General features: G+C 74.4%; 13 protein-coding genes. 8 read left to right on the top strand and 5 right to left on the bottom strand.

Annotated elements, in window-relative coordinates; translation table 11 throughout:
- Nucleotides 1–14 precede the first annotated feature (14 nt).
- Complete coding sequence (locus ABZ883_RS02150) at nucleotides 15–1,346, top strand: MFS transporter (RefSeq protein ID WP_360899995.1); 1,332 nt, start codon at nucleotides 15–17, stop codon at nucleotides 1,344–1,346.
- Between the two features lie 201 nt (nucleotides 1,347–1,547).
- Here the strand turns inward: ABZ883_RS02150 and ABZ883_RS02155 are convergent, their stop codons facing one another.
- A complete protein-coding gene (locus ABZ883_RS02155) occupies nucleotides 1,548–2,681 on the bottom strand; it encodes a CaiB/BaiF CoA-transferase family protein (protein WP_360899998.1) in 1,134 nt (377 codons plus the stop codon).
- Nucleotides 2,682–2,806: 125 nt separating this feature from the next.
- On the opposite strand from ABZ883_RS02155, the gene ABZ883_RS02160 reads away from it, so the two are divergent.
- The 3 genes from ABZ883_RS02160 (at nucleotide 2,807) to ABZ883_RS02170 (ending at nucleotide 3,790) form a co-directional block, all read left to right on the top strand.
- Entirely contained in the window at nucleotides 2,807–3,190 is a 384-nt protein-coding gene (locus tag ABZ883_RS02160; protein ID WP_360900001.1) for a hypothetical protein, read from the top strand.
- Between the two features lie 93 nt (nucleotides 3,191–3,283).
- The gene (locus ABZ883_RS02165; RefSeq protein WP_360900003.1) at nucleotides 3,284–3,451 is read left to right on the top strand and encodes a hypothetical protein; all 168 of its coding nucleotides are present in this window, start codon (nucleotides 3,284–3,286) and stop codon (nucleotides 3,449–3,451) included.
- Nucleotides 3,452–3,595: 144 nt separating this feature from the next.
- Nucleotides 3,596–3,790, top strand: a complete 195-nt coding sequence (locus ABZ883_RS02170; RefSeq protein ID WP_360900006.1) for a hypothetical protein — start codon at nucleotides 3,596–3,598, stop codon at nucleotides 3,788–3,790.
- Between the two features lie 182 nt (nucleotides 3,791–3,972).
- Here the strand turns inward: ABZ883_RS02170 and ABZ883_RS02175 are convergent, their stop codons facing one another.
- Complete coding sequence (locus ABZ883_RS02175; protein ID WP_360900009.1) at nucleotides 3,973–4,473, bottom strand: VOC family protein; 501 nt, start codon at nucleotides 4,471–4,473, stop codon at nucleotides 3,973–3,975.
- Between the two features lie 90 nt (nucleotides 4,474–4,563).
- Between ABZ883_RS02175 and ABZ883_RS02180 the strand changes: the two genes are divergently transcribed.
- Nucleotides 4,564–5,118, top strand: coding sequence for an MOSC domain-containing protein (locus tag ABZ883_RS02180; RefSeq protein WP_360900012.1), 555 nt, complete (start codon nucleotides 4,564–4,566; stop codon nucleotides 5,116–5,118).
- Here the strand turns inward: ABZ883_RS02180 and ABZ883_RS02185 are convergent, their stop codons facing one another.
- Nucleotides 5,119–6,510 (bottom strand): tannase/feruloyl esterase family alpha/beta hydrolase, encoded by a 1,392-nt coding sequence (locus ABZ883_RS02185; RefSeq protein ID WP_360900015.1) that lies wholly within the window; start codon nucleotides 6,508–6,510, stop codon nucleotides 5,119–5,121. It lies immediately after the preceding gene.
- Between the two features lie 355 nt (nucleotides 6,511–6,865).
- On the opposite strand from ABZ883_RS02185, the gene ABZ883_RS02190 reads away from it, so the two are divergent.
- Together ABZ883_RS02190 and ABZ883_RS02195 are read left to right on the top strand one after the other, a co-directional pair.
- The gene (locus ABZ883_RS02190; RefSeq protein WP_360900018.1) at nucleotides 6,866–7,885 is read left to right on the top strand and encodes a 2-oxoglutarate and iron-dependent oxygenase domain-containing protein; all 1,020 of its coding nucleotides are present in this window, start codon (nucleotides 6,866–6,868) and stop codon (nucleotides 7,883–7,885) included.
- Between the two features lie 37 nt (nucleotides 7,886–7,922).
- Nucleotides 7,923–9,017, top strand: a complete 1,095-nt coding sequence (locus tag ABZ883_RS02195; RefSeq protein ID WP_360900021.1) for a PP2C family protein-serine/threonine phosphatase — start codon at nucleotides 7,923–7,925, stop codon at nucleotides 9,015–9,017.
- A 25-nt stretch (nucleotides 9,018–9,042) separates the two neighbouring features.
- Here the strand turns inward: ABZ883_RS02195 and ABZ883_RS02200 are convergent, their stop codons facing one another.
- Nucleotides 9,043–9,873 (bottom strand): peptidoglycan recognition protein, encoded by an 831-nt coding sequence (locus ABZ883_RS02200; protein WP_360900024.1) that lies wholly within the window; start codon nucleotides 9,871–9,873, stop codon nucleotides 9,043–9,045.
- Between the two features lie 505 nt (nucleotides 9,874–10,378).
- Between ABZ883_RS02200 and ABZ883_RS02205 the strand changes: the two genes are divergently transcribed.
- On the top strand, nucleotides 10,379–13,720 hold the full coding sequence (locus ABZ883_RS02205; RefSeq protein WP_360900027.1) for a hypothetical protein: 3,342 nt from the start codon (nucleotides 10,379–10,381) through the stop codon (nucleotides 13,718–13,720).
- On the opposite strand, the gene ABZ883_RS02210 is transcribed toward ABZ883_RS02205, so the two are convergent.
- Nucleotides 13,711–14,949, bottom strand: coding sequence for a DUF4032 domain-containing protein (locus ABZ883_RS02210; RefSeq protein WP_360900030.1), 1,239 nt, complete (start codon nucleotides 14,947–14,949; stop codon nucleotides 13,711–13,713). The two genes, ABZ883_RS02205 and ABZ883_RS02210, sit on opposite strands and share 10 nt — an antisense overlap.
- Nucleotides 14,950–14,974 lie beyond the last annotated feature (25 nt).

Below are 14,974 nucleotides of genomic sequence, written 5' to 3' on the forward strand. Positions count from 1 at the left end.
AACAAAAGGCCCCCGTGGACAGCACCAAGAACACCGCCGGCACCCCTATAGAAGATGCGGCCCGCGCCGCCGACGACGAGCCCTGCGAACCCGGGCGCCGCACCGGTATGCGGCGCTGGCTGATGGACACCCGCCCCCTGCGGCACCCCGCCTACCGCCGCCTGTGGACGTCGACCACCGTGACCGCCGTGGGCAGCCAGCTCACCGCGGTCGCCGTGCCCAAGCAGATCTACGACATCACGGGCTCGTCCGCGTGGGTCGGCTACTCCAGCATCGCCGGACTCGTCCCCCTGGTCGTCTTCGCCCTGTGGGGCGGTGCCGTGGCCGACAGCATGGACCGCCGCAAGCTGATGCTGGTGACCAACATCGGCGTCGCCGTCACCTCTCTGCTGTTCTGGGTGCAGGCATTCCTCGGCGCCGGCTCGGTGTGGCTGCTCATGCTGCTGCTCGCCGCACAGCAGGCCTGCGCCGGCATGAACGCGCCCGCGCGCAGCGCCGCCGTCGCCCGACTCGTGCCCCCGCAGGAACTTCCTGCCGCGGTCGCGCTCGGCTCGACCGTCATGCAGACCGGTCTCGTCGTGGGCCCGCTCCTCGCCGGCGCCCTCATCCCCGTCCTCGGGCTCTCCACTCTCTACCTCCTCGACGCCGTCGCGCTCACCGCGACCGTCTGGGCGGTCTTCCGGCTGCCCGCCCTGCCCCCGATGGACGGAAACGGTGCCGCGGTCGCCCGGCGCGGCGGATGGCGCGAGGTCGGGGCCGGCTTCCGCTACATCACCGCCCAGCGCATCCTGCTGCTGTCGTTCGTCGCCGACATCATCGCGATGGTCTTCGGCATGCCGCGCGCCTTGTTCCCGCAGCTCGCCGCCACCACGTACGCGCCCTGGGGCGAAGGGCTGTCCCTCGGCCTGCTCTTCGCGGCGATCCCCATCGGCGCGGTCGCCGGCGGTCTGTTCTCGGGCACCTTCTCGCGGGCCAAACGGCACGGCCTGATGGTCGTCTTCGCCGTCGCCGGCTGGGGCGTGGCGATCGCGGGCCTCGGGCTCAGCAGCAGCCTGTGGTGGGCGACGGCGTTCCTGACGCTCGCCGGATTCGCCGACATGGTGTCGATGGTGTTCCGCAGCGCGATCCTGCAGTCGGTGGCGACCGACGACATGCGCGGCCGCATGCAGGGCGTCTTCACCGTCGTCGTCGCGGGCGGCCCGCGCGTCGCGGACCTGCTGCACGGGACGGCCGGCTCGGCGCTCGGGACGCGGACGGCGGTCACCGCGGGCGGTGTGCTGGTGGTCGTGGCGATGCTGGGCCTCGCGGCGGCGTTCCCGGTGTTCGCCCGCTACCGGGGGGCGTGAGACCCGGAGTTGCCGAGTGCCCCGGTCCCGCTGTGGCGGACCCCGGCGGCGACCCGGCCGCCCGCCCCGTCCGGGTCAGGACCACGGGGGCGGTGCACCACTGCGAGCGTGATCGGCAGCGTGCCGGTCCCGAGGCTACCGGGTGGCCCTGCGCGATCCGGCGGCGGGACCGGCACAGCACCCGGATGGCGGCGGGATCCGTCAACCGGAGAACTCCCCGCGTACGGCTTCCGTATGAGCCCCGAGGGCCGGCACCTCCCGCATCGGGGCCTCCCGGCCCGCGACGCCCACCGGCGGCAGCAGCCCGCGCAGCGGTCCCACGGGGGAGCCGAACTCCCGCCAGCGCGCGCGTGCCGCGAGCTGCGGATGGCCGGCGAACTCCGGGACCGTGCGCAGCCGGGCATTGGCGATCCCGGCACGGTCCAGCAGCGCCATGGCGCCGTCCGCCGTGTGCCCGGCCAGGCACTTCTCCAGCTCCGCGGTGAGCTCCTCGTCGTGCGCGCTGCGCAGCGGGTTGTCGGCGAAGCGCGGGTCACGGGTCAGCTCCGGGCGGCGCAGGACCTGTTCGCACAGGGCCACCCACTCCCGGTCGTTCTGCACACTGAGGAAGACCACCGCGCCGTCGCCGCAGCGATAGGGCCCGTACGGCGAGATCGACGGATGCCGGGCGCCGCTGCGGGCGACCGGCTCGCCGCCGTAGGCCTGCGCGTAGAACGGGTGGCCCATCCACTCGGCGAGCGCGTCGAGCAGGGACACCTCCAGGGCCGTGCCCGCGCCGGTCCGCTCCCGCTCGTACAGGGCGGACAGGATCCCCGCGTAGGCGTACATGCCACCGGCGATGTCGGCGACGGAGATGCCCGGCCGCGCGGGGGCCTCCGGGCCGCCGGTGATCGACACCAGCCCCGCCTCGCACTGGACCAGCAGGTCGTACGCCTTCTTGTCGCGGTATGGACCGTCCGGCCCGTAGCCGGATATGTCGCACGTGATGAGCCGGGGGTCGCGGGCCCGCAGCGCCTCCGCGGAGAGCCCGAGACGCCCGGCCGCGCCCGGCGCGAGGTTCTGCACGAAGACGTCGGCGCGGGCGACGATCCGGTCCAGCAGCGCACGGTCCTCGGGCCGCTTGAGGTCGAGCACGACGCTCTCCTTGCCCCGGTTGCACCACACGAAGTACGCCGACAGCCCCCGGACCGTGCGGTCGTAGTGGCGCGCGAAGTCACCGCCGGGCCGCTCCACCTTGATGACGCGGGCCCCGAGATCGGCCAGGTGCCGGGTCGCGTACGGCGCGGCGACGGCCTGCTCCAGGGCCACCACCGTGATGCCCTCCAGAGGCTGCATGCGCGGTTCCTTCCGCGGGCGTTGGGTCGGCAGGGTGAACGCGTGCGTCGATCAGCCTAGTGAGCAGCGGGGTTGCGCGCCCGGCCCGGTAAGGAGGGAGGAGTACCCATCCGGAGGAGCAGCGCATGCCGCACAACACGGGGCGACCTCCGGGCCGGTTCCGGCCCGCGGGCCGGCCGGTGCTGCTCGTGGCCCTTGCATGCCTGTTGCACGCGCTGTGCGTCCTGTGGGGACCGGTTGCCGAACCGCTGCCCGAGCGGACGGCGGCCGTGGCCGCCGTCACCGAGGGCGCGGGCGCGGAGACGCACCACCATCCGGCGCACGTCGCCCGGCGCGCCGCCCCGCACGCCGGCCCCCAGCACCGCGGCGCCGCTCCCCAGAACCACGCCTCGGACGCCGCCCACGACGCGGCCGCCGCGGACCCCGTGGCCGCCGCCGTGTCCGGCCCGGCCCGGCACACGTCCCCCGCCGGGCCCCCCGGTCACCTGCACGCCGTCCTGCGCTGCTGACAGCGCCCGGCCGCCCATCGCATCGCCCAGGCAGTGCGCCGTGCGGCCCGCCGTCATGCCCCGCACCAGGACGAACACCGCAGGAGAAGCACCATGCCCGTGGACATCTACGCCGCCCTGAGCGCGCTCGTGCGCGCCGAGGCCACCCGCGCCCTCGAACGGCGGGCCGCCGCCGACCGCGAGGACGCGCCGGAAGGCCCCCGGACGGCCGACGCGGGAGCGCAGCAGCCCCGTGAGGACTCCGCCGTGAAGGACAACTGATCCCGTCCCGGACCCCGTTCGCCCACCGCACCCGATAGCCGGGCCCGCAGCCCTGCCCGGCCCGGCGCCGGCCGGGAACCGCCACGGCGCGTGCCGCGTTTACCCATGTGAGCGCGGCGCGTGCCGCGGACGGAGGCAGGGAAGATGTCCAATCGCGCGAAGTACGTCATCGGCGGCCTGGCGGTCGGCCTCGTGGCGTTCTGGGTCCTTGCGGCGTTCCTCCCCAACTGGATCGCCCTGCTGATCGTCCTCGGCGTCCCCACGGCGGCCTACCTCACCCTCGACCCCTCCCAGCGCCGCCGCCTGCGCCGCGCGGGCCGCAAGCAGATCGGCCGCTAGACCACGCATCACGGTCGGGCATACGCCCGGCGAAGGGACGGCATGCGGGCGGCACGACGCCGCCGTCGCCCAGGAGGCGCTGGCGGACGTCGTGTCCGGCGGAGGGCTCGGCTACTTCGAGGAGATCGTGCGGCTCCTGCACAAGCGCGGGGTGACCGTCGTCCTCGACTGACGCGCCGGCGTCAGGTCACCGAGCCCGCCGCGGCGCCCGTCGCGAGGTCGGGGCCCCAGCGGTCGAGGGCGGCCTGGAGGTCCAGGGGGCGGGGGCCGATGGCCTCCTGGGTGGTGGGCCAGTCCTCGCGGGGGACGCGCCACATGACCTCGAACTCGTTGCCGTCGGGGTCCTTGGCGTACAGGGACTTGGACACCACGTGGTCGCTGGTGCCGACGAGCGCGCCCCGTTCGGTGAGCGCGCGGGCGGTGTCGGTGAGTTCGCCGAGCGTGCCCACTTCCCAGGCGAGGTGGTACAGGCCGACCCGGCCCTGCTCGGGGCCCGGCGCGTCCGGGCCGAGGGCGAACAGCCCCAGGTCGTGGTCGTTGAGGGTGTCCTGGGCGCTCAGGAAGGCGGCGCGTCCGGGGATCTCCACGTCGACCGTGAAGCCGAACACCTCGCGGTAGAACTCGACGGACCGGGCGACGTCGCGGATGTAGAGCACGGCGTGATTGAGGCGGCGTACAGGCATGGGTCCAGCGTAGGGAAAACTTCTTGAAGTCTCAACAATTGATTCGGCTAGGCTGACCATCGTGCAGCCTGGACGAGGGGAGCGCGCTCCATGACCGTCGCCGCGACCGGCACCGTCGTCTCCGTCAGCCGCGACGAGGGCCACCACTTCAGCAAGCCGGCGCACCCGTGCATCCGTCTGCTCGCCGGCCTCGGCGTCGAGGGGGACGCGCATCTCGGGGTGACGGTGCAGCACCGATCGCGAGTGGCACAGGACCCGACGCAGCCGAACCTGCGTCAGGTCCACCTGATCCACGGCGAACTGCTCGACGAACTGCTCGCGGCGGGATACGAGGTCGCCCCGGGCGAGCTCGGCGAGAACGTCACCACCCGCGGCGTGGACCTGCTCGGCCTGCCCGTCGGCACCCGGCTGCGGCTGGGGGCCGAGGCGATTGTCGAGGTGACCGGGCTGCGCAATCCCTGCCTGCAGATCGACGCGTTCCGCAGCGGGCTGCTCAAGCAGGTCGTCGGCCGCGACGAGCACGGCGCGGTCGTCCGCAAGGGCGGCATCATGGGCGTCGTGCTGACCGGCGGCGAGGTGCGGCCCGGGGACGGTGTGGGTGTCGAACTGCCCCAGGAGCCGCACCGCCGGCTGGAACGGGTCTGATCAGCCGAGCGCGCAGGAGTTGACCACGTCGCCCTCCACCGGCCGCGGGACCGTGCGGTCGCCGGGTGGCGTACGCCCGTGCTCCACCCAGGCCGTCAGCGCGCCCAGCGCCTCCCGGTAGCAGGGCAGGACCGGGCGCAGGCGGTCCGGGTAGGTGTCGTAGAGGCCGTCCACGTGGTTGCCGCCCGCCACGCGATAGTAACGGTGCAGTCGGCCGCGCCCCGCGCCGTCGACCATGCGGTCGTACACGTCGGAGTCGGCCGCGATCGGCAGGAGCGAGTCCAGGGTGCCGTGCAGGGTGATCATCGGTTTGCCGATCCGGCCGGTGAGCGCGACCCGGGCGACGGCGCGGTGCACCGCTGCGGGCCGCGCGGCGTAGTCGTAGTCCGCATCCGAGGCGCAGGGGGCCAGGATCTCGGGGACGGTCGTCCCGGCGCTCGCCCCGGGGCAGGCCGGGTCGTAGGCGGGGTCGAAGAGCGCCCGGTAGGTCTTCTGCGTAATGCCCCAGTAGGCCTGCTGGTGGTACGGCCACAGGAATTCCGAGCCCGGCGCGAACCCGGCCGCGAGCAGGTCCGCGTCGGTCGCCCGGCCCTGGGCGCGGGCCACCGTGACGGGGAGCGAGGTCAGCAGATTGGGGCCGTCCGCCGTCCAGAGGGTGCCCTCCCAGTCCACCCCGCCGTCGTAGAGCGCCGGGCGGTTCTCCAGCTGCCAGCGGGTGAGGTAGCCGCCGTTGGAGATGCCCGTCATGTAGGTGCGCCGCGGCGCGTGGCCGTAGCGTCCGGCGACGGCGGCCTTCGCGGCGACGGTGAGCTGGGTCGTCCGCCGGTTCCACTCGGCGATCGCGTCCCCGGGGCGGCTGCCGTCGGTCCAGAAGTCCGGGCCGTTGTTGCCCTTGTCGGTTGCGGCGAAGGCGTAGCCCTGCGCGACGGCCCAGTCGGAGATGAGCACGTCGAGCGAGTACTGCTTGCGGGTGCCCGGGGCGCCGGTGACGATCAGGCCGCCGTTCCAGCGGTCCGGCAGGCGAAGCACGAACTGCGCGTCGTGGTTCCAGCCGTGCGTGGTGTTGAAGCCGGAGCTGTCCGGGAAGTAGCCGTCGACCTGGACACCGGGCACGCCCGAGGGGCGCACCGTGCCCGCGGCGGACAGCCCCGCCTGGTCGGCCGCGTCGGTGTACGGGGTGCCGGCCAGGCCGGTGGTCGTCAGGTCCGGCAGGCACGTGCGCTGTGCGAGGGCGGCGCCGGGCACCACCACCCGGTCCAGCCGGGCGCAGTGGCCCGCGGTCGCGGTCCGCGCCTCCGCGGGCACCGTGGCGGCGCCCAGCACGAGGGCCGCGGCGGCGAGCAGGGGGACGCTTTTCGGGACACCTCTGGTGAGGCCTCTCCAGGGGCGCATGGTGCCTCCAGGGCACGTCGGGGTCGGTTGCCGCCACATCGTGTCCGCCGCCGCGCGCCCGGACCATGGCGCCGCCCCACGTGCGCGGGCCCCGCTTCATGGGCCGCGGTGACATGGGTCACGGAGCGTCGCCGTCCACGGCAGTACCCTTGGCCCATGCTTCTGCTCGTGCGCCGCCGACACGTGGACTTCGTCCGCGTCACGAGCATGTCCTGTCGCCGCAGCGGCTGACCCCCGGCACCTCGCCTTCTTCCTCCCCTCCCTTCACCCGGCCCGCGCCGCCGCCCCAACAGGGCCCCGCGCGGCTCGTCCGGCCATCGCCGCCGCTGCCGGGACACACCCTGCGGAAAGACACATGACGCTCCAGCTCCCCGTGATCGACCTGTCGGCCGCCGACCGCGGCCCCGAGGCCCGCGCCCGGCTCCACCACGACCTGCACGCCGCCGCCCACGACGTCGGCTTCTTCCAGCTGACCGGCCACGGCGTCACCGCCGAGGAGACCGCCGGCCTGATGCGCGTGATCCGCGCGTTCTTCGCTCTGCCCGAGGCGGAACGGCTCGCCCTCGGCAACCTCAACTCCCCGCACTTCCGCGGCTACACACGCATCGGCGACGAGCGCACCGGCGGCAGCCAGGACTGGCGCGACCAGCTCGACATCGGCGCCGAGCGGCCCCGGCACGTCCCCGCCGCGGGCGAACCCCCGTACTGGTGGCTCGAAGGCCCCAACCAGTGGCCCGCCGGCCTCCCCGAACTGCGCGAGCGCTCGCTGCGCTGGATCGACCGGCTCAGCGGCGTCGCGCACCGCCTGCTGCACGAACTGCTGGCCTCCATCGGCGCCCCCGAGGACTTCTACGACGGCGCCTTCGCCGACGAACCGCATCTGCACCTGAAACTGGTTCGCTACCCCGGCACCGCCCCCACAGGGGACGGCCAGGGCGTCGGCGCGCACAAGGACTACGGTTTTCTGACCCTGCTGCTCCAGGACGAGGTCGGCGGCCTCCAGGTGGAGCGCTCCGACGGCCGCTTCCACGACGTCCCCCCGCTGCCCGGCGCCTTTGTCGTCAACCTCGGCGAGCTTTTGGAGGTCGCCACCGACGGTTGGCTCAAGGCCACCAACCACCGCGTCGTCAGCCCGCCCGGGGCGCGCGAGCGCTTCTCCGTCCCCTTTTTCTACAACCCGCGGCTCGACGCACGGATCGCCCCGCTGCCCTTCGCGCACGCGCACCACGCCCCGGGCGCCACCAAGGACCCCGCCAACCCCTTGTTCGCCGAGTACGGACGCAATGAGCTCAAGGGGTGGCTGCGCGCCCATCCCGAGGTCGCCCGGCGTCATCACCCGGATCTCGTCACGGCCGCGGGGGCGGCCGCCCGCTGACCCGGCGGCACCGGCCGACCGCGGTTACCGTGCCTCTATGGGGACGGTTCCCGCCGAGGACGGCACACTGCAGATCTCCCCGCTGCCCGGGTGGCTGCGCCTGCTGCCGGTCGCCCTCCTGGCCGCCCTGATCGTCGCGCAGGGCGTCACACCCGGTGACGTCGAACTGGGCGCGTACTATGCGGCGGTCTCACCGCTGGCCGCCCTCACCTACGGGGTGCTGGGCACGGCGGTCATCGCGGTCGCCGTGGTCGTTGTGATGATGCTCCCCGTTGTCGGCTCGGGCAGCCTCGCCGGCGAAGAAGTGGGCGCCGTTGTGCTGATCGGTGTCCTCAGCGTGGTGATCGCCGCGGTGGGCCAGCGGTCCCGGGGCCGTCTGGTGGAGGCCGGTTCGGTGGCCGAGGCCGCCCAACACGCGGTACTGGCGCCCGTGCCGCCCCGGGTGGGCGCGGTCCGGTGCGGTGCGCTGTACCGCGCGGCGCAGCGCGGCACCCTGGTGGGCGGCGACCTGTTCGACGTACGGGACGGACCCCACGGCGTGCGGGCGCTGATCGCCGATGTGCAGGGCCACGGTCTCGCCGCGGTGTCGACCGTCGCGTCCCTTCTCGGCGCCTTCCGTGAGGCGGCGCTCGACCAGCCGGACCTGAGAAGCGTCGCCGGACGCCTGGAGCGGCGCCTGCTGCTGGACGCCGACGCCAATGGTGAGCTGTTCGCGACGGCGCTGCTGCTGGAGTTCCCCCGGGGCGGCTCGCTGGTGCGGGTGGCCTGTCACGGGCACCCGCCGGCCCTGCTGCTGCGTGACGGCGCGGTGCTGGAGCTGGCGGCCGACCCCGCGCCGCCGCTGGGCACCGGACTGCCGGGCCTGCCGCTGCCCGTGATCGCGGAAGTGGAGCTGCGGCGGGGCGACATGATCCTCGCCTACACCGACGGAGTGACGGAGGCCAGGAACGCCTCCGGGGTCTTCTACCCGCTCGCCGGCCGGCTGGCCGTGCTGCTGGCCCGGGTCGCGAACCCCTCGCCGCGCGAGGTGGTCGACGCGGTCTGGGAGGACCTGAGCCGGTACGCGGGCGCGGTCGGCGACGACGTCGCGCTGCTGGCGCTGACGTCCGCACGGCTCCGGCCGGAGCGGTGACGCCGGGTCCGGCCGTTCTCGCCCGTCAGCCCTTGCGTGCCTGCGGCCGCCCCTGCAGCCGGGCGGCCTCGGCGCGGATGGCCGGCAGGGCGGCGTACAGGGCGTTGCCCGGACAGTCGGTCATGAAGGCGTCCCGGTGGCCCGCGATCACGTGGAAGACCGCGTGCTGCCCCTTGTGGAAGCGGCTCTTGTCGTTGCTGGACACGAGGCTGACCTTGGAGCGGGGGTCGATGCCGGAGATCCCGAGTTTCCAGGCCGCGAGCCGGGCGATGCCCTCCTTCAGCGCTTGCGTCACGCTGCCGGGGGCGTCGAAGGTGCCGACCGCCGCGACGCCGATGGTGTCCTGGTTGAAGCCGACCGCGTGCGCGCCGGTCACCGGCTTGGCCAGGCCGCCGGCACGTCCCTCGTAGATCGTGCCGCACTTGTCGACGAAGAAGTTGTAGGCCACGTCGTCCCAGTGCTTGCCGCGCACATGGCCGGTGTAGATGTTGCGGATGATGCGCGGCACGTCCTTGCAGGCGTAGCCGTTGCCGCTGTCCGTGTGGTGCAGGAAGACGGCCTCCACCACGTGACCGTAGTGGGGCGCCTCATGGCGCAGCGATTCGTCCGCCCCCCACGAGGCGCGGGTGACGATCCGAGGCTCCGCGGCCGGATAGGCCGGGACCCGGTGCATCGTGACGCGGTCGGCGAGGTTGGGGAACGGCTGTTCCTGCGGGGTCGGAGCCGGGCGGGCGTACAGGACGGGCGAGGGGGAGCGGACGACGGCACTGTGCACGCCCCACGCCGTCAGGGCGACGAATCCCACGGCTCCTGTGCCGACGACCAGGACGGTCAGCGTGCGGCGTGACCGCCGCACGGCCCGGTGCGCCCCCTTGGGGTGGCGGTGCGGCCCGTCCGACCCCTGGCGCGAGCCGCGGGGTCCGTGGTGCGAGCCCGTGGCCGCATGCCTTGACTGCATAAAGGAACATCAGCTCATATGCCTTAACGGGCAGGAGAGGACACGCCGCGTACCGCCGGTGCCTCACCCGGATGCGCCGCCCGCTGAGCCGGCGGCGTCTCGGCCGCCCACGGGCTGTCACGAGCAGCGGCGTATCAACTCCCCGGCCCATGCCGGTTCCACGACCTCGCCCCGCGGGCCGAACCCCGTCGTCCACGGCTTGATGTCGAGCACCGGACGCCGTCCACCGCGTCGAGGCCCCGCACGTGGACGTCCCGCCCCTCGACGCGCAGCGTGAGACGCCCGGGCTGGTGGGCCGTCCCCTGCCGCGCTCCGCGAAGACGCACGAGCGGCCACGCGCTGCTGTCGCGAAACGACCACCCCTCCGCCCTGCGCCGCAATGCACTTGCGGCACAGGGCGCCAGTGGCGGACGATCGCTACCGCGCCGCCCCAGGCGCCCACGCCACCGGCCGCCGCCGGGGCCAGGCACACTCCCGAAGAGAAGTCCGCACTCTGTACCCGCACTTCGAGCACTTCGATCACCTTCCCTTCCCGGCCCGGATGCGGGCCGTCGCCGAGCGCGGCCGTTCCCTCGACGAGGACGGCTATCGAGCCGCTCACGCGGCCCTCGCCAAGGGGAGCCCGGACGAGCGGCACCTCGCGCTCTTCCTCGCCGTCGTCCGCCGCGACATCGACGCCGTGGCCGCCGCTCTCGAGGACCCGCGGTTGCGCCGCCGTGCCCTGGCGGCCTCCGTCCGCCTGCCCGTTCCCGACACGGCCCTGGCACGGCTGGCGCTGAGCGGCACTCGCGGCGTACGACGCGACGCCTACCGTGTCCTGCGGCTGTCCCGGCGCCGTGAACTCGCCGCACGGCTGCTGCCGGAGGTCCACGAGCGGTACGGGGACGCCGAGGCGGCACATCTGCTGCCGGCCTGCCCGCCCTCAACGGTGGAGGAGTGGCTCCCACGGCTCGACCTGCCCTCCGGTGTGGCGGCGTCGCTCGCCCGCACGGCACCACAGGCGCTCGCCGGACACCTTGTCCGCGGCGCGGCGCGGGCCGAGGGCACCGGCGCGTGGTGGCGGTTCGTCCGCCGTTACGCGGACCTGGCGGGGAGCCTGGCCCGGAGGGACCCCGGAGCCGCGCTGCTCCTCGCCGAGAAGGCGCCACGTCTCCTGTCCGGCGAGGCCGCGGTCGCCGCCTTGCGCCGCCCGCGGGACCTGCTTGCCGCCGTCCGCCGCGCGGGCGTCACGGAACTGCCGCTGGCCGACGGACCGCTGCCCAGGAGCGTCCGTCGTGCCCTGCGCGAACTGGCCCCCGGGGAACTGGCCGCCCTGGCCGCGGTGTGCCGCCCCCAGGACGACGAGCACCGGGACCCGGCCGAGCCCGTCACCGAGGATCCCCTCCTGGCGCTCCTTCCGCCCGCCGAGCGCGTCCGCCTGGTGCGCGAACGCGTGCCACGCGGAAACCGGCACAAGGTGCCGGTCAGCGCGGTCGCCGCTCTGGAGCCGGAGGACCGCGCCGAGTTCGTCCGGGACCTGCCGGCCGGGCAGGGGCGCGACGTCCTGCTGCGTTTCGGCGTGCTCCTTCCGCCGGCGGAGGCCGAACCCCTCTACCGCGGCCTGGCCGACGACTTCACCGTCCACCGGCGACGCTCCGCCTGGCCGGGACTCCTCGCCGCCGCGGCCCGGCACGGCGACCCCGCCGAGTACGCCCGCATCTTCGTCACGTGTGAACGCGCCTGGCACGACCAGTACGCGGTACGTCAGGCAGCCCTGGAGCAGGCGGCCACCGCCCCGGCCCGGCTGCTCGCCGCCGTCCCGTACGCGGCGTTGCGGGACGCGGCCCTGACCACCGTCCAGTCCCACGACTCGACCGCACACACCCTGCGGGCCGCCGAACGGCTCCTGCGCCGGGTGACCGTGGCGGCCGCCACGCGCGGTGACCACGAACGCGCGGCGACTGTCGTGCCGTTGCTCGCCCAGGTCGTGGCCGATGCCCGGTTCCCGGGCCGCGCGCGGCCACTGGACGTCGATCGGTCGGCGGCCAGGGCGATCTGGGCCGCGGGCAGCGGGGACCCAAGTGCACGGAACGCGCTCGGCCTGGCCGCACTCCTGGAGCGTCACGCCGCCGTCCTGCCGGGCTGCGACGACCTGCTCGCCCGGACCGCCCTGGAGGGCGACGACCCCCACGTCGCCGCACACGCGGCAGGGGTCTGGCTGGCCGACCCGGCGACACGGGAGGCGCGGGCCGGGCAACTCCTCGCGTCCGGGCGGTCGTTCGCCGTGGTGCCACGCCTGGAGGAGACGGTGACGCGGCGCCGCACCGACCTGCTGGAGCGCCTGCCGGCGGCCGCCGTGTCCCCGTGGGTGCCGCGGCTGCCCGGGACCGCCGAGGGGCGCTGGCTGCCGGCGCAGCGGGCGCTGATCGCCCGGCACTTGGCGGGCATCGCCGCCGACGAAAACCTGCCGCTGAGGCAACGCACCAAGGCCGCTGCCCAGTTGCGCGACGCATCGGCCCTGCGGCGGCTCGCCGGGGGAGAGGTCCCGCAGCCCGTCGTGGCCGCCGCCCTGGCCTCGCTCGGCCGGATGGCCGACCCCGCCGCGTTCGGCCCGCTGCTGGAGCACGCGGCCACCGGAGGTGTGCGCGGCCGGGCTGCGATGGCGGCACTGCGCCGCCTCCTCGACGCTATCCCCGACAAGGAAGCGGTCGAACGGCTCGGCGCGATCGCAGCCGACCCGCGGACGCCCGTCGGCTCGCGGAAGGAGGCGGCCCGGGCCCTGGGCGAACGCTCCGGCGAGCAGGCGTTCCGCGCCCTGCTGGCCGCCTGGGACGTGCCGGGCCAGCACCACGACGTGCTCGCCGTGCTGGCCGTTCCGCTGACCGCCGCCCTGGACCGGCCTGGCATCGCCGCCCGCCTGCGGGCCCGGATGGGACAGCCGGCGGTGCGCAAGACCGTCATCGACAGCCGCCGCGACGCCGCTCCGGCCGCCGTGGAGGCCCACACGCACTTCCTGGCGTCCCTGGTGCGCGAGGGAGGCGACACGGACGTTGTGACGGCCGCCTGTGGTGCGTTGGGCGCGGTCGTTCGCGATCACGGCGCGGACGAGGTGGTGGCCGGAGCGCTGGCCGCCGCACTGTCCGACCCGGCCCGCCCGCAGGACGAGCGGTACACCGCCGGGCACGCGCTCGCCAGTGCTGCTTCGCGTTCCGAGGCGGCCGCCACCGCTCTGGACGGCGCGCTCCGCGCCCTGCAGCCGGGCCGGGACGGGCTGCGCCTGCTCGACCGTCTCGCCACGAGCCACTACCAGCGTGCCGCCGCGGCGCTGGGCGCGTACGCGCAGGCCCTGGAACGCGCGGGGCTGGGACGCGCCGCCGCCCGCGCGGCCTTCGGCGCCGCGGTCGCGGCGCTGCGCGAGGGCGACACCTGCGAGGAGCGGTGGGAGTACTGCCTCCGGCTCGTCGAACGGCACCCGTACGTCTTGTCCCTGGACGACCGACGCTCCGTGGTCGGCGGTGCCCGCGACGGCCGCACGCTCCCGGCTCTCCTGGACGTGGCCCGCGCCCTGAGCAGGCGCCCCGGCACACCGGCCGGTCTGCTCGCGCTGCTCCTCGTCCGCGCGGGCGGGGAGGCCACGGGGTGGACGGCCCCCTGGGCGGCCGAACTGGACTCCCTCACGGCACACGCCGACCCCGACGTGGCGGAGGCCGCCCTCGTCGCCGACCTGAGACGCCCGCTCGCCCCGAGCGCCGGGAGTCAGTCCTGAGTCAGGGGTACCGCCGGTGCCTGTGGGGCCTGGAGCAGCACATTGTGCACGTAGTCCTCGACCGTGGCGTCCAGGCCGACATCGTGCTGCGCCTGCTCCGACATGAACCAGCGGTGCTCCAGCAGCTCGTGGTAGACCTGCGCCGTGTCCATGCCGCGGCGCAGCTCGCGCGGGACGGCGCGGACGGTCGGGCGGAAGACGTCGCGGACCCAGCGGTGGGCCAGTACCTCGGGGCGGGCGCCGAGGGGGTCGCCGGGGGCGTAGTCGTCCTGGGTGGCCATCCAGGTCTCCAGGTCGTTGAGGAGGCTGCGGGCCTGGTTCTCCTCGGCGTCGAGGCCGGTGAGCCGGAGCAACTGGCGCTGGTGGTGGCCGGCGTCGACGACCTTGGGCAAGAACGTGACCTGGTCGCCGTCCGGCGACTTCTGGATCTGCATCTCGGCCACGTCGAAGCCGAGTTCGTTGAGCCGGCGGATGCGCCGGTCGATGTAGTGCCGCTTGGCGACAGGGTAGACCGACTCGCGGGTGAGCTCGTGCCACAGTTCGTCGTAGCGGTCGGCGATGGCCTGGCCGAAGGTGATCGGGTCCACGGACGGGTGCAGGGAACCGCCCGCCTCCAGGTCCATCAGCTCGCCCGCGATGTTGACCCGGGCCACCTCGATGTCGTACTCGCGCTGGCCGCGCGAGAGGTTGGCCTGGATCTGGCCGGTCTCGGCGTCCACCAGGTAGGCCGCGTACGCACCCGCGTCGCGCCGGAACAAGGTGTTGGACAGCGAGCAGTCACCCCAGGCGAAGCCCGCAAGGTGCAGCCGGACCAGGAGCACGGCCAGTGCGTCGAGCAGGCGGTTGACGGTGCCCGGCCGCATCGTCGTCTCGAACATCGAGCGGTAGGGCTGCGAGCCGCCCAGGTGCCGGGTGATCAGCACGGGCTCGAGCGGCGCGCCGCGGTCGTCCTTGCGGCCGGTGACCACGGCCAGCGGGTCCACCGCGGGGATGCCGATCCGGTCCAGGTCCCGCAGCAGCCCGTACTCGCGGACGGCGGCCCACTCGCCGACCTCCTTGACCGCCACCACCTCGTCCCCGGCGAGCGCGAAGCGCACCACGTGCCGCGAGATACCGCGGGGCAGGGCCACCAGGTACTCCTCGGGCCACTCCTCCAGCGGCACGTTCCACGGCAGGTCGAGGAGGGCGGCCGGATGCTCCGGGGAGGTCGCGGTGATCTGGAGGTCCATGACGCACAAGTGTGCGGCACAAGGG

Origin of the sequence: Streptomyces sp. NPDC046977 (assembly GCF_040644455.1) — a bacterium.
GTDB lineage: Bacteria > Actinomycetota > Actinomycetes > Streptomycetales > Streptomycetaceae > Actinacidiphila.